Below are 20,266 nucleotides of genomic sequence, written 5' to 3' on the forward strand. Positions count from 1 at the left end.
GCCTTTGTCACGGACATTGGGGACCCATGACCAAATCCGAATTGATCGAGGCGCTGGCGCGGCGCCAGACCCATCTTGCGTTCGGCGATGTCGAGCTCGCGGTTAAAAGCGTGATCGAACAGATGAGCCATGCGCTTGCCAACGGTGAACGCATCGAAGTGCGCGGTTTTGGCAGCTTCGCGCTGCATTTCCGACCGCCGCGTATGGGCCGCAATCCCAAGACGGGTGACGCGGTAGCGCTACCGGGCAAGCACGTTCCGCATTTCAAGCCGGGCAAGGAATTGCGCGAGCGCGTAAACATGCTGTTGGAGCAGTCTTCGGCTGGCTGAAGACGTCAATGTTCCAGGTATTCGAAGGCAGGGCAGCGAGAGCTGGCCTGCCTTTTTTATGGGCGCGACAGGCAAGCAGTGCACCGAACGATGACGGTGTGGTGACCGTTCGTGGTCAGTGTTTACGCACCGCCATATCGCCACCTGAATCATAGTTTTCGCAATGAGAACGAATGCCTGTGCCGATCATGGGCAATCGGTTAAAGTCGCCTGATGCGATTGATCGTGATGCTGATTCTGCTGCTCTTTATCGCCGCCGGCATTGTGTTGGGGGCACTCAATGTCGATCTGGTCAGTTACGACCTCGCTTTTGCGCGAGTCGAGCTGCCCAAAGGGGCCGCTTTGCTGGCGATGTTAGTCGTCGGCTGGTTGCTTGGCGGGCTAACCGCCTGGCTTGGCGTCAGTGCGCAGCATCGCCGCCGACGTCGCCACGAGCAGCGCGCCATGAACAAGAACAAGAAGATGCCGGCTGACGCATGACCGCTCTCTATGTACTGGCCCTTTTGGTGCCCATTGCCTTCGCCAGCGGTTGGTGGAGTGCGCGACGTGCAGGCGTGCGCCGATCCGGTGCGCAGGTGAGCGAGCTCTCTTCGGACTACTTTCGCGGCCTCAACTATCTATTGAACGAGGAGCAGGACAAGGCCATCGAGGTCTTTCTGCGCCTGGCCGAGTACAACCGCGATACGGTGGAAACCCATCTTGCGCTCGGCAACTTGTTCCGCCGGCGTGGTGAAGTCGATCGAGCGATCCGCCTGCATCAACATCTGGTATCGCGGCCAGGCCTGTCGGATGCAATGAAGACCGTCGCCCTGCTGGAGCTGGGCGAGGACTATATGCGTGCCGGCCTGCTTGATCGCGCAGAGACGCTGTTCTCCGACCTGGTGGCGATGAATGCGCATGCGCCTTCGGCGTTGCGGCATCTGATCGCGATCTATCAGCACGAGCGCGACTGGCATAAGGCGATCGATCACGCGCGCCGATTAGAGGCGATGGTCGGTGAAGACGAGTCCGGCATGGTCGCTCAGTTCTATTGCGAATTGGCCGATCAGGCGCGCCAGCACGGTGCGCGTCAGGATGCGCGGGAATATCTGAAACAAGCCTTCGTCAGCCAGGCCGATTGCGTACGCGCGTTTATGCTTACCGGGCGGCTGCATGCGGAAGACGACGAGCATGTCGAGGCTGTCGACGTCTACGAGGCTGCCGTTGAAGCAGATATTGCCTTTGTGCCGGAGATCTTGCCGCCGCTGCTCAATAGCTACGCGCGCTCACAACAAATGGAGCGTGCCGAGCGTTTCCTGCGCGACATTCTTGCCCGCTATCACGGTGTTTCGCCGGTATTGGCGTTGACCCATTTGTATCAGCAGCGCGATGGCGAGCGCGTGGCGATCGACTTTCTTACCTCGCAGCTCAGGCAACGCCCCTCGGTGCGCGGTCTGATGGCCTTGATCGATGCCACCATGGACAAGATCGAGGGCGAGGCGCGCGAAAACTTCCTGATCCTGCGTGACCTCACCAAGAAGCTGCTGGAGGGGCAGGCCATGTACCGCTGCAGCCGCTGCGGTTTCGGCGCCAAGGCACATCATTGGCAATGCCCTAGCTGCAAGAACTGGAGCACGATCCGTCCGATTCATGGCGTAGCCAACGAGTGAGATAAGCATGTCCCAGTCGGTACAGGCCATCGTATGGATGCTGGCGTCTTTGCTGCTGTCTATGCTTTTAGTACGCGGGGCGATTGCCTATGCGCATCGGCGTGGCATGCTCGATCAACCGGGTCAGCGTCGCTCGCATTCCATACCGACACCGCGAGGCGGCGGCATTGGCCTGGTGATTGCGGCATGGCTCGGCATGATTTCGGCGCTGGCCCTGTTGCCGGGTGTATGGCCGTCCATCCTGGTGATCGGATCGGCTGTCGCCACCTTGCTGGTCGCTGCTGTGGGTTGGTGGGATGACCATCATGCGCTACCGGTGCTGCCGCGATTGGGCGTGCAGTTGCTTGCGGTGCTGCTGTTTGCGGCATCTTTGATTGACGGCGCTCTGTCGTGGCTTTGGCTGCCGGTTCTGCTACTGGCGGGTGTATGGAGCATCAACCTGCATAACTTCATGGACGGCATCGACGGCTTGCTGGCGCAACAGGCCATTTTTGTCGGCCTGGGCCTGGGCTTGCTCAGTGCCGGTGCCGGGCAGCCGGCATTGGCAACGGCTGGTGCATGTCTTGCGGCAGCCAGCCTCGGTTTCTGGTGGTACAACCGGCCGCGCGCCCGCATTTTCATGGGCGATGTGGGCAGCGGCACCGTGGGGTTGCTGATTTTTGCGTTGACCGCGATGTTATGGCGGGTCGCGCCTGACCTACTTTGGCCGGCCCTGATCCTCAGTTCAGCTTTCATGGTGGACGCTGCGCTTACCCTACTGAACAGAATGTGGCGTGGGCGGCGCTGGTACACTGCGCACCGCGAACATCTGTATCAATGGCTGGTTCGCAGTGGTTTCACGCATTCGACGGGGGGCGCGTGTTACCTGGCTTGGAATATGTTGATTGCAGCACCCTTGGCGATGCTTGCATGGGCTTATCCGCGCTTTGCATTTCCGATTTGTGTCGTTGTGTACCTGGCTGCGACTGCAGCATGGACGCTGGCCAAGCACCACTGTTTGTGGCGCGTTTCGCACAAGGCTCATCATGTCACTTCGTAAACTGATCGGCTTGATCCACCCCCGCACGGCAGTCGTTACCCACGACTTGTTGATGGCGGCTTTGGCTTGGTGGATCGCCAAGACCCTGCGCTATGCGCTGATGAGCGATCACTTCTATGGCTTTCATTCGCTAGAGTTCCCTATGGTCCTGGCGGTGCAGGCCATCGTGCTGGGCTGGACCGGCCTGTATCGGGGGGTGTGGAGATTCGCCAGCCTGCCCGATCTTTGGAACATCCTGCGTGCGACCGTCATCGGCGCCCTGGCGATTGGTTTGGTGCTGTTTTTGTACAACCGCCTCAATGAGGTGCCGCGATCGGTGCTGTTGATCTATCCGGTCGTACTCGCGGTATTGCTAGGCGCACCGCGCCTCGCCTATCGGTTCTGGAAAGACAGCCGTCTGGATCTGTTTACCGCCGATGGCTCGCAACGGGTATTGATCGTGGGCGCCGATCGCGCGGGCGAGGCGCTGACCCGCGATTTACAGCGCGACAAGCGTTATAGCGTGGTGGGTTTCGTCGATGATCGAGACAGCCTGCGTGGCGCGAGTATCAATGGCCGACTGGTGCTGGGGCGGATCGAGCAATTGCCCGAACTGACCCGCGAAGCTGCAGTGCAAATGCTGCTGATTGCCATGCCCAGTGCCTCGACTACTGAGATGCGCCGCATCGTGGAGCTATGCGATCTGACGGGTTTGCCGTATCGCACCGTGCCCAAGCTTGAAGATGTCATTGCCGGTCGCGCTCAGTTCAACGAGATCAAAGAGGTTGCGATCGAGGATTTGCTTGGCCGTGATCCGGTGGAGCTGGATTGGACCGCCATCCGCGAAACGCTGACCGGTCGGCGTGTGCTGGTGACCGGCGGCGGCGGTTCGATTGGTTCGGAGCTATGCCGCCAGATCGCACGGCTCGGCGCGCATTCGCTGGCGGTGGTCGATCACAGCGAGTTCAATCTTTACCAGATTACGCAAGAGTTGCGTGCGGAATATCCCGAGCTGATCTTCGAGAGCATTCTGGCCGACTGCGGCGATCATGCGGCAATGCGCAAGCTGTTTGGCGAACTCAAGCCGCAGGTGGTTTTTCACGCTGCCGCTTATAAACATGTGCCGATGCTGCAAGGGCAACTGCGCCAGGCATTTCGCAACAACGTGCTGGCCACCCGCAATGTGGCCGATCTGTCGGATCTGAATCAAGTCGAGTGTTTCGTCTTGATCTCCACCGACAAAGCGGTCAATCCCACCAGCGTGATGGGTGCTTGCAAGCGGGTCGCCGAAATCTGGTGCCAGAATCTAAACGCTCACTCGAACACCCACTTCATCACGGTGCGCTTCGGTAACGTGCTCGACTCGGCCGGTTCAGTGGTGCCGCTGTTTCGCCGGCAGATTCAGAACGGTGGCCCGGTAACCATCACGCACCCGGAAATGTCGCGCTATTTCATGACGATTCCCGAAGCCTGCCAGCTAATCTTGCAGGCAGCCAGCCTGGGCAAGGGTGGCGAAATTTTTGCGCTCGATATGGGCGATCCAGTGAAGATTCGCGATCTCGCCGAACAGATGATTCGCTTGGCCGGCAAGAAGCCGGGCAGCGAGATTCCCATTATCTATACCGGCCTGCGTTCGGGCGAAAAGCTGTTCGAAGAGTTGTTTCATCCGCTTGAGAACTACAGCGCAACGACACATGCCAAGATTTTCCTGGCCCAGCATCGGCAGGTATCTTGGGAATTGCTGCAGGCCCAATTGGCGAAGGCAAGCGAGGCAACGCTGATCTTCGACGAGGAAAATCTACGGTCCTGCGTATCTAGCCTGCTGCCATCGTTCCGCTGGAGCGATTCGGCTCAGCCGGGCAATGTGGTATCCATTCGCCGCAATGAATCTGGAGACAAGTAAGTGAGTAAGCCCTTGCGCAAGGTGGTTTTCCCTGTAGCCGGTCTCGGTACCCGTTTTTTGCCGGCAACCAAGGTGGTCGCCAAGGAAATGCTTCCGGTACTGGATCGCCCGCTGATCCAATATGCGGTCGATGAGGCGGTAGACGCCGGTGCCGACACGCTGATCTTCGTCACCAACCGCTATAAACACGCTATCGCCGATTATTTCGACAAGGCTTACGAGCTTGAGTCAAAGCTGCAAGAGAAGGGCAAGGATGAATTGCTTGCTCTGGTGCAGGGCACGTTGCCGCGCCATGTCCGCGCGATCTTCGTGACCCAGCCAGAGGCGCTCGGTCTTGGCCACGCGGTGCTGTGTGCTAAGCCGGTCGTTGGCGACGAGCCCTTTGGCGTGGTTCTGCCGGACGATTTGATCTGGACCAAGGGCAAGGGCGCGCTGCGGCAGATGGCCGAACTGGCCCAGGCTCAAGAAGCCGGCGTCATCGCAGTCGAAGAAGTTCCGCACAACGACACCGACAAATACGGCATCGTGGACGCCACGCCGATCGATGCACGCAGTGCGCAGATCCGTCACATGGTGGAAAAGCCCAAACCCGCCGATGCGCCTTCCAACCTCGCGGTGGTCGGCCGCTATGTGCTGCCGGGCCGAATCTTTGAGCTGCTGGAGCAGACCACCCCAGGCGCCGGCGGCGAAATTCAGCTCACCGATGCCATCGATGCGCTGTTGAAAGAGCAGGGCAAGGTGCTGGCTTACCGCTTTGAAGGCACCCGCTTCGATTGCGGCAACAAGGCCGGTCTGGTCCGCGCCACCATGCATATGGCGATGCAGGACCCCAAGCTCGCGCCGACCGTGCGTGAGTTTCTCGCCACTTTGTAAGAAAAGCCCCCGAGCAAGCCGTGCGCGGCGCCACGACTGACGTTGTCCCCGCAACATGTCAGAATCAGCGCCGCGTTCTGCCATGTTCGACCGGCAGGATGCGGCTGGGGAGTCGATTGAATCTGCAGGTGCTTACGTCTCGTGCAAGCGGGACGTGTCGCTGCGCTCAACGATGACTCAAGATCGATAGCCCGTCATTAGATAGACCCAGGGTCGGCGTATCGCCGTCTTTCTTCATTGGACGATAGTCAGGAATCATCATGGATCTGCTGCGGTTTCTGCTCATGCTGCCGGTGCGCCTCGTGCACGGCCTTCTTTATCTGATCGCACTTATTCTGCGACCGTTGATCGGCAACGTTTCCTGGTCGGCACCGGGCTGGGTGCCGGCAGCCGGGGCGCTGGTGCGTCGACGTCCGCTGCATGCTGCGGCCACCCTGGTCGCGGTATTGGCGCTGGCGGCTGGCGGATGGTTCGGTTGGCAGTGGTACAAGAATCGTCCGAAACCGGTCGAGCCGCAGCGCATTACGTTTCAGGTACAGCGCCCGGAGCTGACCGACTACACCGTACAGCCGATCAGCATCCATCCCTTGCAGGTCAAGTTTTCGCGTTCGGCCGCACCGATTGAACTGGTGGGCAAGCCGGTAACGGCCGGTATTGCGATGCAGCCGGCGATCAAGGGGCAATGGAGCTGGACCGACGATCGAACCTTGCGTTTCGTGCCGGCGGAAGACTGGCCGGTCGGCAAGCACTACGAAGCCCGCTTCGACAAGGCCGTAGCCTTTGCCGGGCATGTGCTGATGGCCGACGATAATTTCAATTTCGATACCGTCGCCTTCGCGTTAAAGCCGGGGAAGGGCGAGTTTTATCAAGACCCGCAAGACGCTACCGCCAAGAAAACCATTTTGCCGGTGGCATTCAATTATCCGGTCGATCCGGCCCAGTTTGAAAAGCAGATCGAGCTGTCCCTGTCACAACGGGGCGCCAAAGACAGTTCACTGAAATTCACAGTGACCTACGATCAATACAAATTGAATGCATGGATTCATTCGCAGCCTCTCGCCTTGCCGCGCGATGACGGCGCGGTGCATTACAGCATCGGTAAAGGCGTACGTAGTTCGCGCGGTGGCGATGCAACCGATAAAGCGATCGACGCCAGTATATCGGTCCCCGGCTTGTACAGCCTGGCGATCCAGAGCATTGATCCCACCCTGGTCGATAACGACAAGTACGAGCCCGAGCAGGTGTTGGTGGTCAACGTCAGCGGCACCGTGCGCGATAGCGAGCTGGCCGGCCTGACCAAAGCGTGGACCCTGCCCAAGCGCAATCCAGAGGTGAAGCAAGAAGACGACGAAGCGCCTTATAGTTGGTCGTCGACCGAAGTCAGCGAGACCGTGCTGCGCAAGTCGCAGCCATTGAAGCTGGAGCTGGTGCCGACCGAGGGCGATTATTCGGCGCTACAGAGTTTCAAATACCATGCCGAGCCGGGTCAGCGTATTTATGTGCGCATCGAAAAGGGGCTGAAATCATTTGGCGGCTACATCCTCGGTCAACCGCGGGCTGACTTGCTGACCGTACCTGACTACCCGAAGCTGTTGCGCTTTATGGCCGATGGTTCGCTGTTGTCGATGAGCGGCAGCAAGCGCGTTTCGGTGGTGTCGCGAAACTTGCCCGGCATGAAGGTGGAGATCGGTCGCGTCTTGCCCGATCAGTTGCAGCACTTGGTCAGTCTGAATAACGGCAATTACACCCACCCTCAGTTGAGCTATGGGTTTAGCGAAGATCACATCACTGATCGCTTCGAGCAAACACGTGCTTTCCCCAAAGGCGATCCAGGCAAGGCGCATTACGAGGGTGTCGATCTCGGCCAGTATTTGAAAGAAGGCAAGCGCGGCGTGTTCCTGCTGCATCTGTCCAGCTACGACCCGGTGGCTGCGGCCAAACGCGCCAAGGCCGCTGCCAAGGCGAATGCCGACGAGCAAGCAGAGGCGGCGCCGACAAACGCGAACAATGAGGGCAACGTCGAGGAGGGTGACCCGCTCGACAGTGGCGGTGCCGACAGCGAAGGGAATAGTGATAGCGAAGGCAATGGCGATAACAGCGACAGCGAAGCGCAGGTGCCCGGCGCCGGCGATACCCGCTTGGTCGTGGTTACCGATCTGGGCATGTTGGTCAAGCGTGCGTTGGACGGCAGTCAGGACGTCTTCGTGCAATCGATTCGCAACGGCCAGCCGGTAGCCGGTGCCAGCGTCTCGGTGCTGGCACTGAACGGGCAAACGCTTTACAGCGAAACCACCAGCGCCGATGGCATGGTGCATTTCCCGACCTTTAAGGGTCTTGATCGCGATAAGCGGCCGACGCTTTACCTGGTGAAGAAGGCAGACGATTTGTCCTTCTTGCCGATCAGCGGCTACGACCGTCAACTCGATTACTCACGTTTCGATATCGGCGGCGAGCGCAACGCGGCGAACCAAGGCCAGCTCTCCGCTTACTTGTTCTCCGACCGTGGCATCTATCGCCCTGGCGACACCTTCAATATCGGCCTGATCGTGCGCGCCGCCAGTTGGACGCGCAGTGTCGCCGGCATTCCGTTGCAAGCCGAAATCATCGATCCGCGCGGTGTGATGGTGAAGCAGTTGCCGATGTCGATGGATCCGTCCGGTTTTGGCGAGTTGTCTTATGCCCCGGCTGAGACCGCACCCACCGGCACCTGGACGGTGAACCTGCATATCGTGAAGGACGGCAAGGCCGGCGCACAGATTGGCAGCACCACGGTGCAAGTGAAGGAGTTTCTGCCCGATCGCATGAAGGTCGATGCCAAACTCTCTGAGCAGGTGTCGGAGGGTTGGGTAAAGCCCGACCAACTCAAAGGTATCGTCGATGTGCAGAACCTGTTCGGCACACCGGCCACCGACCGCCGCGTAGAAGCATCGCTGACCCTGCGTCCGGCCTGGCCGGAGTTCCGCAGTTGGCCGGCTTATCACTTCTACGATATCCGTCGGGCCAAAGAGGGTTATGAAGAAGCCCTGCAAGACGGCAAGACCGACGAAAAAGGTCATGCCGAGTTTGCGCTCGACCTGAAGAAATATGCCGACGCCACGTATCAGTTGTATTTCCTCAGCAAAGCCTACGAAGCCGAAGGCGGGCGCAGTGTGGCTGCCGCGGCGCAGACGCTGATTTCCAGCAACGACTGGCTGGTTGGCTACAAGGCGATCGACGCGCTCGATTACGTGAGCCGCGGTGCCAGCCGCACCGTGCATTTGGTGGCCATCGATCATCAGGCCAAATCGATTGAGCTGAAAGATCTGAAAGCCCAGTTGATCGAGCGCCGCTATATCTCGGTGCTGACCAAGCAGGATTCGGGCGTCTACAAGTACGATTCCAAGCTCAAGGAAGTGCCGGTCAGCGAGCAGCCGCTGAACATCGCCGCAGGCGGCATGAACTACACACTGCCGACCGATAAGCCGGGCAATTACGCGCTGGTGATTCGACGCGCCGATCGCACCGAGGTGAATCGCGTTGAATATTCGGTGGCCGGCGCAGCCAACGTATCGCGTTCGCTGGATCGTAATGCCGAGCTGCAACTCAATCTGAGCAAGCCAGACTACAAGCCCGGTGAAGCGGTGGAGATCGCCGTGCGCGCGCCGTATGCCGGCAGCGGTTTGATTACCATTGAGCGCGACAAGGTCTATGCGCACGCCTGGTTCCATGCCGACACCACCAGCTCGGTGCAGCACATCACGGTGCCTGCTGACTTTGAAGGCAACGGCTATATCAACGTGCAGTACATTCGCGACCCGTCTTCGGACGAGGTCTTCATGAGCCCGTTGAGTTATGGCGTGGTGCCGTTCTCGGTGAACCTCGATGCACGGCGCAATCCGATCACGGTGACCTCGCCTGCGCTGGTGAAACCAGGTGACACGGTGACCTTCAAACTCAGCTCGCCGCAGCCGACCAAGGCGGTGGTGTTCGTGGTGGACGAAGGCATTCTGCAGGTAGCCCGTTATAAGTTGGGCGACCCGGTGAAGTTCTTCTTCCGCAAACGCATGCTGGAGGTAGGCACCTCGCAGATTCTCGATCTGATTCTGCCGGACTTCGAAAAATTGATGGCGATGGCCGCGCCCGGTGGCGACGCCGATGGTGCGATCGGTCGTCAATTGAATCCGTTCAAGCGTAAACGCGATAAGCCGGTGGCCTATTGGTCCGGTATCGTCGACGTTGACGGCGAGAAAGAAGTCACTTACCAGGTGCCCGATTATTTCAACGGCAAGCTGCGCGTGATGGCGGTATCGGTATCGCCCGATCGCATCGGCACTTTTGAAGGGGCTACGACGGTACGCGGCGATTTCGTGTTGTCGCCCAATGTGCCGACGACCTTGGCGCCCGGCGATGAGGTCGAAGTCAGCGTAGGCGTGGCTAATAATCTCACCGGTCTGGGCGGTAAACAGGTACCGGTGGCGGTAACGCTGAAGACCGGGCCGCAGTTGCAGCTAGTGGGCAATGCCAGCCAAAGCATCAGTCTCGGCGAGATGCGCGAAGGCGTGGCGCTGTTCCGAGTCAAAGCCACCGATGCGCTGGGCTCGGCCAACCTGGCCTTTACGGCAGGCTATGGCGACAAGTCGGCGAAGCAAAGCGTGGATGTGTCGGTGCGCCCGGCTTCTACGTTCCGCACGACGGTCAGCGTGGGTCGGGTTGAGGCTAACGGTAAGGCGGATCTGGCGGATCTGCGCAAGATGTACGCGCCTTATGCCAAGCGCGATGTATCGATCTCCAACCTGCCGCTGGTACTGGCTCAGGGCCTTACGGCCTATCTGGTCGATTTCCCGCACTATTGCACCGAGCAGGTGTTGAGTCGGGCGATGCCAGCGCTGATCTTTGGTCAACGGCCGGAGTTCAAGCGGGTGCTGAAGCCGTCGAACGTAGCGAACAGTAGCGGCGCGACCGAAGCGGACGCACTGGCCAGCCTGTTCGATGTGCTGCATACGCGACAGAACGGGCAGGGTGGCTTTGGTCTGTGGACTGCGACGCCGGATGCGAATGCTTTCCTCAGCGGCTATGCCATGCACTTCATGCTGGAAGCTCGCGATCGCAACATGAGTGTGCCGCGCGATATGTTCGATGCCGGTAACGCCTATCTGAAGCAGGTAGCTGCAGACGAAGGTGCTGACTCGTTGGAGAGTCTGCGTCAGCGCGCCTATGCCGTTTATCTGCTGACGCGCCAAGGCAACGTCACCACCAACTACCTGGCCTCGGTGCAAAAGCGTTTGCAGGATGGCTATCCGAAGGAGTGGAAGAACGACCTCGCTGCGGCCTGGTTGGCGGCGTCGTATCAGATGCTCAAGCAGGACAAGCAGGCGAACGAGCTGATTGCCGGCCCGCAAAAGCTGCTCACCCGCAACGACACGGATCGTAATTGGCAGTACGGCTACTACTACGATCCGCTGGTCCGCGATGCCAGCGTGCTGTACTTGCTTGCCAAGCATTTCCCCGAGCGGGCCAAAGCCTTGCCGCCCGAAGCGCTCAATAACATCGTTGGCCCACTGCAGCGCGGCAGCTTCAATACCTTGTCTTCGGCGATGACGGTGCTGGCATTGGATGCCTATGCCACTCAGGCACCCGATAACACCGCCCTGCTAGGCATTGGCGCGGTGAAGAGCAAAGACGGCAGTGTGGCCGCTGTGGGCAAGCCCGAAGGGATGGTGCAAAGCGCGAGCTGGGACGACCAGACCGCCCGCCTGCGCTTTACCAATGGCAGCAATATGCCGGCGTGGTACGTGGCGAGCCAGGGCGGTTACGATCGCGATGAACCCACCAAAGCCTTGCGCGAAGGTATCGAAATCATTCGCGACTACACCGATACCGACGGCAAGAAACTGGATCAGGTAACGATTGGGCAAGAGATCGACGTGCACGTGAAAATCCGCGCTACCGGCAGTACCGGCGTCGGCAACGTGGCTATCGTCGATCTGCTGCCGGGTGGCTTCGAGCCGGTGATCGAGCCGGCACCGGTGGTTACCGATCATCAAGCCGATGGTAGCGAGCAGCATGACGAAGGCGGCGACAGCAACGTGTCGGCCAGCGCGTGGCGTTCGCCGATCGGCCTTGGCAGCTCCAGTTGGAAGCTTGAATACGCCGATATCCGCGAGGATCGCGTGGTGCTTTACGGCACCGCCAACCCCGACGTGGCGGAGTTCGTTTACCGCATCAAGGCGACCAACGCCGGCAAATTCATCGTGCCGCCGGCATATGGTGAGTCGTTGTACGACCGCACCGTACAGGCACGGTCGCCAGGCGGTGCTGTCTTGACGGTGGTGCGTAAGCCGTGAGCCACAAGACATAAGCTTGTCGTCACCCTCTCCCTTCCGTGGAGAGGGTGACGAGGGGCGGCTTATCAAGCTATCCATGAAACCGATTCAATTCATCATTCGCTGGCTGCATCGCTGGCAAAACTGGTTAGTCGGCTTCGCTTTGCTCGCCGCCGTGCTGATCGGTTTTCGGCTATGGCCGCACCAACCTCTGCGCGACTGGCTGCCATCCTCCACGGCCGTCTATGACACCCGTGGCCGCTTACTGCGACTGACCCTGGCCAGCGACGACCGCTATCGCCTGTGGGTGCCGCTGAAAGACATTTCACCGCAACTGGTCGAGGGCGTGCTGCTGCACGAGGACGACTGGTATCGCTGGCATCCCGGTTTCAATCCCTATGGATTGGCGCGTGGTGCGTGGGTGACGTATGTGCGGCATGGCAACCCGCAAGGTGGTTCCACCGTCACGATGCAGTTGGCGCGCCTGCTATGGCGGCTCAATACGCGCACCCCGATGGGCAAACTGCGCCAGCTCGGGCGCGCGGTGCAATTGGAGCTGTTCTATTCGAAAAAGCAGATCCTTGAGGCTTATCTCAACTACGCGCCTTATGGTCGTAATGTCGAAGGCGTCGGCGCGGCCAGCCTGGCTTATTTCGATAAATCGGCGAGTGCATTGAGCCTGCCCGAGGCGCTGACACTGGCGGTGATTCCGCAGGATCCCACTCGGCGGCTGCGTGTTCATGCGCAACCCTTGTCAGCGAACGATGTCGCTGTAGCCGATGAGGGCAGCGTGCCGCTTGACGTTATCAACCCCCGCTTAAGCGAGTCGCGCAACCGGCTTTATGCGCGCTGGGTGCATCGATACCCGCAAGATGCCGCATTACAGCCGCTGTTCAAGCTGCCATTGAATCTACGTCCCTTGTCGCAACTGCCCTTCGATGCGCCACATGCGGTAGAGCAGGTATTGGCCACGCGTCGTATCAGCACCGCCGATACAGCCGCCGTCGATAGTCGCATCACCACCACGCTGGACCTGGATCTGCAACGCAATCTGGAGCGGCAGGTGGCGCGCTACATCGAGCGCAATAGCGCGCGCGGTATCCGCAATGTCGCCGCGATCCTGGTCGATACCCGTGATATGGGCGTGAAAGCCATGGTCGGTTCGGCCAACTACGCCGATGCCGGTATTCAGGGGCAGGTCAACGGTACGCTCGCCAAACGCTCACCCGGCTCCACGCTGAAGCCTTTCATCTATGCGTTGGGTTTCGATCAAGGCGTCTTGCATCCGCAGACGGTATTGCGCGATGTGCCGACCTCGTTTGGTCCCTACACACCTGAGAACTTCGACGGCCATTTTCTCGGCCCGGTAACGGCCACCGCAGCATTGATACGTAGCCGCAATATCCCGGCCGTATGGGTGGCTTCACAACTGCAGCAACCAAGTTTTTATCAGTTTCTGCGCGATGCCGGCATCAGCCGCATGGCCAGCGAAAAGCACTATGGCCTTGCCCTGGTGCTGGGTGGTGGCGAGGTCACCATGCAAGAGTTGGCCGGGCTTTACGCGATGCTCGCCAATCGCGGTGAATTAAAGCCGTTACGGCTGCTGGCCGACGAGTCGCAAACGCACGGTACGCGCCTGCTCAGCGAGGAGGCGAGCTATATGGTGACGGATATGCTGCGGCAAAATCCGCGTCCCGATGAGGCTACCGGCGCACAACCTTCGCGGCTACCGGTGTACTGGAAAACCGGCACCTCCTGGGGCTTTCGCGATGCCTGGACTGCCGGCAGTTTCGGCCCCTACGTGCTGGTGGTGTGGGTGGGTAATTTCGATGGTGGCGGCAATCCGGCTTTCGTCGGTGTCGAGGCAGCCGCACCGCTGTTTTTTCAAATCATCGACGCACTACATGCCGAACACCCTAATCTGGTCGAGCCGGTGCGCCGCATGCCTGCCAATCTCAAGCGCGTGCAGGTTTGCCTGGCTAGCGGTGAGCTGCCGAACCAGTGGTGTCCGCAAACAGGTTCGACCTGGTTTATTCCAGGCAAATCGCCAATCCGGGTGAGCCAGGTGCATCGGCCGGTAGTCATTGACGATGCGACCGGTAAGCCGGCCTGCCCACCGTATGCCGGTAAGCGCGTTCACACTGAAATCTACGAATTCTGGCCATCCGAACTGCAGCGCGTATTTGTGCAGGCGGGCATGCCGCGCCGCCTGCCGCCACATAACGACGCATGTGACGAGAGCGGTGTGATTCAAGGCGATCCACCTCGCATTACATCGCCACTGCGCGGCAACATCTACACGATGCGCCTGAAACAGAAGGGCGAAGATCGTATCGCCTTCAGCGCTAACGGCGATGCGGCTGTGCGTGAGTTGTACTGGTTCGTCAACGATGCCTATGTCGGTCGCAGCGCACCCGGCGAATTACTGTTCTGGCAACCACCGACGGCGGGCAATTACGAACTGCGCGTGGTGGATGATCGCGGTCGCAGCGACCAGCGGCCTCTGGGCGTGAGTCTGGTCGAGTAGCAGCTCTTGCCAGGTATGCGAAAGGCGTAACGGCGTCACTGCTTCGCAGGCCTTTTGCGCACAAGCTGCGTTCCTGCCATATGCTTGCCAGTCTGATCCGTGAGGCACCACTGACACCACGCCCATGAAACAGCCACCCGTTCCCTCGTACTACCGCGCCACGGCAACACCGTATGAAGCCTATGCGCCGCTGCAAGAACGCACCGAAGCGCATATCGCCATCATCGGCGGCGGCTATGCGGGGTTGCAGACGGCATTGGGGCTGGCCGAGCGTGGCGTGCGCGATGTGGTGCTGCTTGAACGCGAGCAGATCGGTTTTGGCGCGTCCGGTCGCAATGGCGGTTTTGTTTTCGCCGGTTACTCGCTGGGCGAGCAAGCCTTGCTCGATCAACGCGGTGAAGCGCAGGCGCAGGCCCTGTTTGGATTGACCCGTGCGGCGGTCGAACGTATCCGCCAACAAGTGGCGCGCTATGCGATCTCTTGCGACATGGTCGATGAAGGCGTGATCTGGGCCAACTGGTTTCGCGATCCGATGGTATTGCGCCGACGGCAATCCCTGCTAGCCGATCACTACGGCACGCATTGGGATTGGTTGCCGCAGGAGGAGCTGCGCGAATGTATCCGCAGCGAGCGCTATTTCGATGGCTTGCACGAGCGCAACGCACTGCATCTGCATCCATTGAATTTCGCCATCGGCCTGGCGGCTGCGGCAAGCGGGCAGGGCGTTCGCATCCATGAAAATAGCGATGTCTGGCGTCTGCGCCGCGAGGGTTCGCGCTGGTGCATCAGCGCGCCGTATGGCGAGGTGTTGGCCGATAAAGTCGTGTTGGCCTGCGGCGGCTACCTTGCCGGTTTGCAACGGCAAATCGATCGGGCGATCTTGCCTATCGCTACTTATGTGATGGTGACTGAACCGCTGGGTGATCGGCTCGATGAATGTGTGCAAACGCGCGCGGCAGTCTATGACACGCGTTTCGCTTTCGATTATTACCGGGCACTGCCCGATACGCGTTTGCTATGGGGAGGGCGTATCTCGATCCGCAATCGTTCCCCGCGGGCGGTACAGCGGCTGTTGATGCATGACTTGTTACGGGTGTTTCCGCAGTTGAAAGGTGTAAAGATCGATTACGCCTGGTCGGGCCTGATGAGTTATGCCACCCATCAGATGCCGCAGATCGGCAGTAGCGGCGATGGCTTGTGGTGGGCGCAGGCATTCGGTGGTCATGGGCTGGCGCCTACTTGCGCTGCCGGCGAACTGCTCGCTGCGGCGCTGAGCGAAGGCGATGACGGCTGGAAAGCGTTCGCTGACTATGGCCTTGCCAGTACCCATCGACCGGCCGGCTATCTCGCCGCGCAAGCCCAATACTGGTGGCAGCAGGGCAAAGACTGGTTCAAGACGAGGCTGGAAGGATGAGCGAAACACAAGTACAAGATCATGCCGAAATCAGTTGGGCCGATTTCGAGAAGGTACTGATCGTCGCTGGTACGGTAACGCGGGTGGAGCCGTTTCCCGAAGCACGCAAGCCAGCCTGGAAGGTATGGGTGGATTTCGGCCCCTTTGGCGAGAGAAAAACCAGCGCGCAGATTGCCGCGCTATACCGCGCCGAAGACTTGCTCGGCCGGCAAATCGTCGGTGTTATCAATTTTCCCGAGAAGCAGATTGGTCCGTTCCGATCGCAGTTTTTGTTGACCGGCTTTCCCACCGAGGAAGGCGTGGTCGTGACGGCGATTGAGCGCGCCGTGCCTAACGGGACCCGCTTGGCCTGATCGAGTTGCGCGGCTATAACGCGAACCTTTTGCTATCCCCTTGGGGCATGCAGCCAGTGCACGCTGAATTGGCGCTCGCGGTCAGTCCAAACGGGGCCTGCGCGAAAGCCTGCTTTCACGGCCAGCGATCGAAAGCCATCGATGGTGTACTTGTATGAGCTTTCTGTATGGATCGTATCGCCCTCACTGAATAAGACGCGCTGGTCTCCGATACTTACTGTTTGCTCGCGTCGACTTATCAAGTGCATTTCAATGCGTTGAAGCACGGGATGGTAGATCGCGTGATGGTTGAACTGATCCGTGTCGAAGTCTGCGCCCAGTTCGTTGTTCGCCCGACGCAGTACATTCAAATTGAAGGCCGCCGTTACACCTTGACTATCGTTATAGGCCGCATGAAGCCTTGCCGGATGCTTTATCAGATCAATGCCGATCAACAGACTGCCGCCACGCAACATTCCGGCAGCCGACCGCAGAAAGGCGAGCGCTTCATCAGGGTGGAAATTGCCAAGCGTGGAGCCGGGAAAGAAACCTACGCGTTGCCCGATCCGGGTATCCGTGGGCGGCAGCGTAAGCGGTGCCGTGTAGTCCCCAATGATCGGCTGAACTAAAAGAGTCGGGTAACGCGCTCTCAGTTGTGCTGCGGCCTGGGCGATATGCTCGCCGGATATGTCGATCGGAAGATATCGTGCTGGCGATCGATCAGTGTCAAAGGCGTCAAGCAAGGTCTGGATCTTTTTGAGTGATCCGGCGCCGAATTCGACAATCTCCGCATGCGGGCCGATCCATTCAGCGATCTCCGAGGCATGCGTACTCAGGATCGTCTGCTCAGTTCGCGTGAGGTAGTACTCCGGCAGATCGCAAATGCGATCAAAGAGTGCCGAACCCACGGCATCGTAGAAGTATTTAGGTGGAATACTGCGCGGCGTCTGTGCCAGCCCCATAAGCAAGTCACGGCCAAACTCGGAGGTCATGACGCGTGAGTTCGCGCGCGGGAGGGTATCGACAGAGATGGAATTTCTCATTTCAGATATCACGGGCTAGGCGCAGACCAGAAAACTGCCAGCGCGCTGAAGGCGGGAAAAAATTTCGGTAGGTCGAGCGCGTGTGGCCTGCGGGCGTTGCCACACTGCTACCGCGAAGGACGAGCTGACCGACCATGAATTTGCCGTTGTACTCCGATGCTACGCCGTCCAGAGGTTTGAAGCCCGGATACGGGTCGTATGAAGAGCGTGTCCATTGCCACACGTGCCCGGTCATCTGAGAGATGCCCGGTGCAACAAAAGCGGCTTCCCATTCGAACTCGGTGGGTAGCCTTGCTCCAGCCCATTGGGCGTAAGCCGCCGCCTCGTAAAAGCTCAAATGCGATACCGCCGCAGCGTGTTCCAACGGGCGCGTACCGTCCAGGCCATACACATGCCACTCGTGTGGGGATTCGCCCAGATCGTGCAAGCGAGGGTCGTCAGCAGGCAACCAGTACGCCGGGTGTCGCCAATCATTGGCCTGCAGGATGGCCCAGCCATCGGACAACCAGAACTCAGGGCGCAGATAGCCATCGTCGGCAATGAATTGCGCAAATTCACCGCATGTCACCAGCCGGTCGCTGATCGCATAAGGGCCAAGAAAAACAGGGTGGCGAGGCTTTTCGTTGTCAAATGCGAAGCTGCCGTCGGTGGCGCCGCAGCCGACTTCGATGACACCGCCCGGTTGGTCGATCCAGCGTATAGGGCCAACCTGTGTCGCTTGGGACGGCACCGGTTCGGGTTTTATCCGGTATGCCGGCAGCAACGGATTGCAAGACAGGGCGTGCAGAATGTCGGTCAGAATCAGTTCTTGGTGCTGTTGCTCATGCTGAAGGCCGAGCGTGATGATCGGCTCGATCTCGGCCCATAACTCGGTATTGGCGTTGCTCATCAGGTTCAGCACGGCAATATCGACATAGAGCCGATAAGCATGCACTTCGTGGAGTGCAGGCCGCGTCAACAGGCCACGTTGCGATCGTGGATGGCGCGGCCCGAGCGCGTCATAGTACGAATTGAACAGATACTCGAAGCGAGGGTTAAACGCCTGGTAACCCCGCACGTGACGCTTCAATAGCATCGTCTCGAAAAACCAGGTGGTATGGGCGAGATGCCACTTGGTCGGGCTCGTATCGGTCATTGACTGGATGCATTGATCCTCCTCGCTCAGCGGTGTTGCCAACGTCAGGCTGTACTCGCGTACCTCGCGATAGCGAGTTCGCAGCATCTGAATGTCCGGCGAGTGAGACATCAATTCGGGGATAACCATGTCCAATTCCAGCAGCTACGTAAAAGCTGTTTCAGTCTGCGCCCCGGCTGTTTGCGCGCAGGGCAGGAAACGCGAGGGAGTTTACGCCGATACAAGGTGGCCGAGTGATGACGCGGGCTGTGCGGGCTGCCAGTTTGGTTTAAAGAGGGCTTCATGCGCTGTGAGGGCTTACCCCTCCCCAACCCTCCCTGCAAGTCCCGAAAAGGGGACTCCCTTCGGTCGCAGGACGGGAGCCGAATGAGGCGAGCTTATAGCTCCTCCCCCTGCAAGCAGGGGGAGGTTGGGAGGGGGGAAGCTCTCCGCCAGCTAATCAGCCGACTTGGCATAGACGTCCACCGTCTCCCTCCGTGCATACCGCAATGGCACCTACAGTGCATCGTGAAAGATGATGCCCAGCGTATGGCGATGACCTGAGCGAATACGGCTTACCCCATGGCGCAGGTTGACGCGGTAAGTGCCGCGACTGCCTTGCACTGGCCGGTGGTGTACGGCGAACACGGCGGCATCCCCTTGTTGCAGCGGTATCACCTCTGGCCGCGATTGCATGCGTGGACGCTGCTCGGTCAGCACGAATTCGCCGCCGCTGAAATCTCGCCCTGGTTCGGACAATAAGATGGCGACCTGCAGTGGAAAGACATGCTCGCCATACAGATCTTGATGCAGGCAGTTGTAATCATCGCTGCCGTATTGCAATAGCAGCGGGGTGGGCCTGCATTGGCCCGCAGCGTGGCAACGCGTAATGAACTCGGCATGGGTGGCGGGATAGCGCACATCGATACCCATGGTTTCGTTCCAGCGATTAGCCAGCGGCACCAGCCGGGTATAGAGGGTGTTTCGCAGCATCTCGACGACATCAGGCAGTGGATAGCTGAAGTATTTGTACTCGCCGCGTCCGAAACCATGCCGCCCCATGACCACCCGGCTGCGAAACAAATCATCGCGCGGGTACAGGCCTGCCAGCACCTGACACTCGCTGGGCGACAGCAGTTTTGTAAGCTGCGCGCATCCGTGTGCATCAAGCTGCCGGATCATATCCATGCCATCGACGTTGGCGAGTCGTGCCTGGATTTCCGCATGGGCGTCGATTCGCACTGGCGCATTCATGCGTGAGCCTCCCGCTTTGGGCAGGGGTTCTTGATCGCGACGACCGTTTTTTCCGATGGGTTCATGAGCTGTGACTCGGCGAAGTGTGATCCAGACAATCTAGTTACATAGGCCTCGCAGAACCCTCCGATTCTTGTGCCGCAGCCTGACGACATGACCAAACCTGTGCGGTGCAGCAAGCGGGTTTTCCAGCATCCATTTGGATCGATTTAAATGGCGTCTCGAAATTTATTGCGCCGCGGCAAATGCTTTCCAAGTACACCATTTAGCTCAATGACTTAGGTGACTTGCGAAAATATTTAGATCGAGGCAAAAATGTCGTTGACAAGCTAATTGACGTGCCCTATGACTGGCAACCAATTCGCGCGGCGGTGGGGAGAGTTTTTAGCTGAGACGGGATCTGTAGATCGGCTCGCGCCTTGATGCCGAATGCCTTGCCCAAGACACGGGTGGACGCAGTAGGGCGTAGATCGGTAGTACGAGGGTTGTGGGCTTGCTGTCCGCACGA

General features: G+C 59.3%; 13 protein-coding genes. 10 read left to right on the forward strand and 3 right to left on the reverse strand.

The genetic code is table 11. From position 1 onward, the window contains the following. The first annotated feature begins 26 nt into the window (after positions 1 to 26). The 10 genes from DVJ77_RS13095 to DVJ77_RS13140 all read left to right on the forward strand — a co-directional run bounded on the left by DVJ77_RS13095 (position 27) and on the right by DVJ77_RS13140 (position 16,368). Positions 27 to 329, forward strand: a complete 303-nt coding sequence (locus tag DVJ77_RS13095) for an integration host factor subunit beta (protein WP_114845960.1) — start codon at positions 27 to 29, stop codon at positions 327 to 329. A 213-nt stretch (positions 330 to 542) separates the two neighbouring features. Further along, positions 543 to 809 carry a lipopolysaccharide assembly protein LapA domain-containing protein gene (locus DVJ77_RS13100; RefSeq protein WP_114845961.1) on the forward strand — a complete coding sequence of 89 codons (267 nt, stop codon included), beginning with the start codon at positions 543 to 545 and terminating at the stop codon, positions 807 to 809. Further along, complete coding sequence (gene lapB, locus DVJ77_RS13105) at positions 806 to 1,978, forward strand: lipopolysaccharide assembly protein LapB (protein WP_114845962.1); 1,173 nt, start codon at positions 806 to 808, stop codon at positions 1,976 to 1,978. The genes DVJ77_RS13100 and lapB overlap by 4 nt, the downstream gene beginning before the upstream one ends. Before the next feature lie 7 nt (positions 1,979 to 1,985). Further along, the gene (locus DVJ77_RS13110) at positions 1,986 to 3,017 is read left to right on the forward strand and encodes an MraY family glycosyltransferase (RefSeq protein ID WP_114845963.1); all 1,032 of its coding nucleotides are present in this window, start codon (positions 1,986 to 1,988) and stop codon (positions 3,015 to 3,017) included. Beyond that, on the forward strand, positions 3,004 to 4,899 hold the full coding sequence (locus tag DVJ77_RS13115) for a polysaccharide biosynthesis protein (RefSeq protein ID WP_114845964.1): 1,896 nt from the start codon (positions 3,004 to 3,006) through the stop codon (positions 4,897 to 4,899). Before DVJ77_RS13110 ends, DVJ77_RS13115 begins: the two co-directional genes overlap by 14 nt. Next, a complete protein-coding gene (gene galU, locus DVJ77_RS13120) occupies positions 4,900 to 5,772 on the forward strand; it encodes a UTP--glucose-1-phosphate uridylyltransferase GalU (protein WP_114845965.1) in 873 nt (290 codons plus the stop codon). Positions 5,773 to 6,032: 260 nt separating this feature from the next. Continuing rightward, a complete protein-coding gene (locus DVJ77_RS13125) occupies positions 6,033 to 12,095 on the forward strand; it encodes an alpha-2-macroglobulin family protein (RefSeq protein WP_114845966.1) in 6,063 nt (2,020 codons plus the stop codon). A gap of 76 nt (positions 12,096 to 12,171) precedes the next feature. Continuing rightward, positions 12,172 to 14,601 (forward strand): penicillin-binding protein 1C, encoded by a 2,430-nt coding sequence (pbpC, locus tag DVJ77_RS13130; RefSeq protein ID WP_114845967.1) that lies wholly within the window; start codon positions 12,172 to 12,174, stop codon positions 14,599 to 14,601. A gap of 124 nt (positions 14,602 to 14,725) precedes the next feature. Beyond that, positions 14,726 to 16,015: an NAD(P)/FAD-dependent oxidoreductase gene (locus DVJ77_RS13135; RefSeq protein WP_114845968.1), complete on the forward strand. Its 1,290-nt coding sequence runs from the start codon at positions 14,726 to 14,728 to the stop codon at positions 16,013 to 16,015. Beyond that, positions 16,012 to 16,368 carry a tRNA-binding protein gene (locus DVJ77_RS13140; RefSeq protein ID WP_114845969.1) on the forward strand — a complete coding sequence of 119 codons (357 nt, stop codon included), beginning with the start codon at positions 16,012 to 16,014 and terminating at the stop codon, positions 16,366 to 16,368. The genes DVJ77_RS13135 and DVJ77_RS13140 overlap by 4 nt, the downstream gene beginning before the upstream one ends. Before the next feature lie 32 nt (positions 16,369 to 16,400). Here the strand turns inward: DVJ77_RS13140 and egtD are convergent, their stop codons facing one another. The 3 genes from egtD to DVJ77_RS13155 all read right to left on the reverse strand — a co-directional run bounded on the left by egtD (position 16,401) and on the right by DVJ77_RS13155 (position 19,758). Continuing rightward, on the reverse strand, positions 16,401 to 17,390 hold the full coding sequence (gene egtD, locus DVJ77_RS13145; protein ID WP_114845970.1) for an L-histidine N(alpha)-methyltransferase: 990 nt from the start codon (positions 17,388 to 17,390) through the stop codon (positions 16,401 to 16,403). 1 nt (position 17,391) lies between these two features. Then, positions 17,392 to 18,654, reverse strand: a complete 1,263-nt coding sequence (egtB, locus tag DVJ77_RS13150) for an ergothioneine biosynthesis protein EgtB (RefSeq protein ID WP_225427984.1) — start codon at positions 18,652 to 18,654, stop codon at positions 17,392 to 17,394. A 366-nt stretch (positions 18,655 to 19,020) separates the two neighbouring features. After that, the gene (locus tag DVJ77_RS13155) at positions 19,021 to 19,758 is read right to left on the reverse strand and encodes a 2OG-Fe(II) oxygenase (protein ID WP_114845971.1); all 738 of its coding nucleotides are present in this window, start codon (positions 19,756 to 19,758) and stop codon (positions 19,021 to 19,023) included. Positions 19,759 to 20,266 lie beyond the last annotated feature (508 nt).

It is taken from the genome of Dyella tabacisoli (assembly GCF_003350925.1).
Classification (GTDB): domain Bacteria; phylum Pseudomonadota; class Gammaproteobacteria; order Xanthomonadales; family Rhodanobacteraceae; genus Dyella_C; species Dyella_C tabacisoli.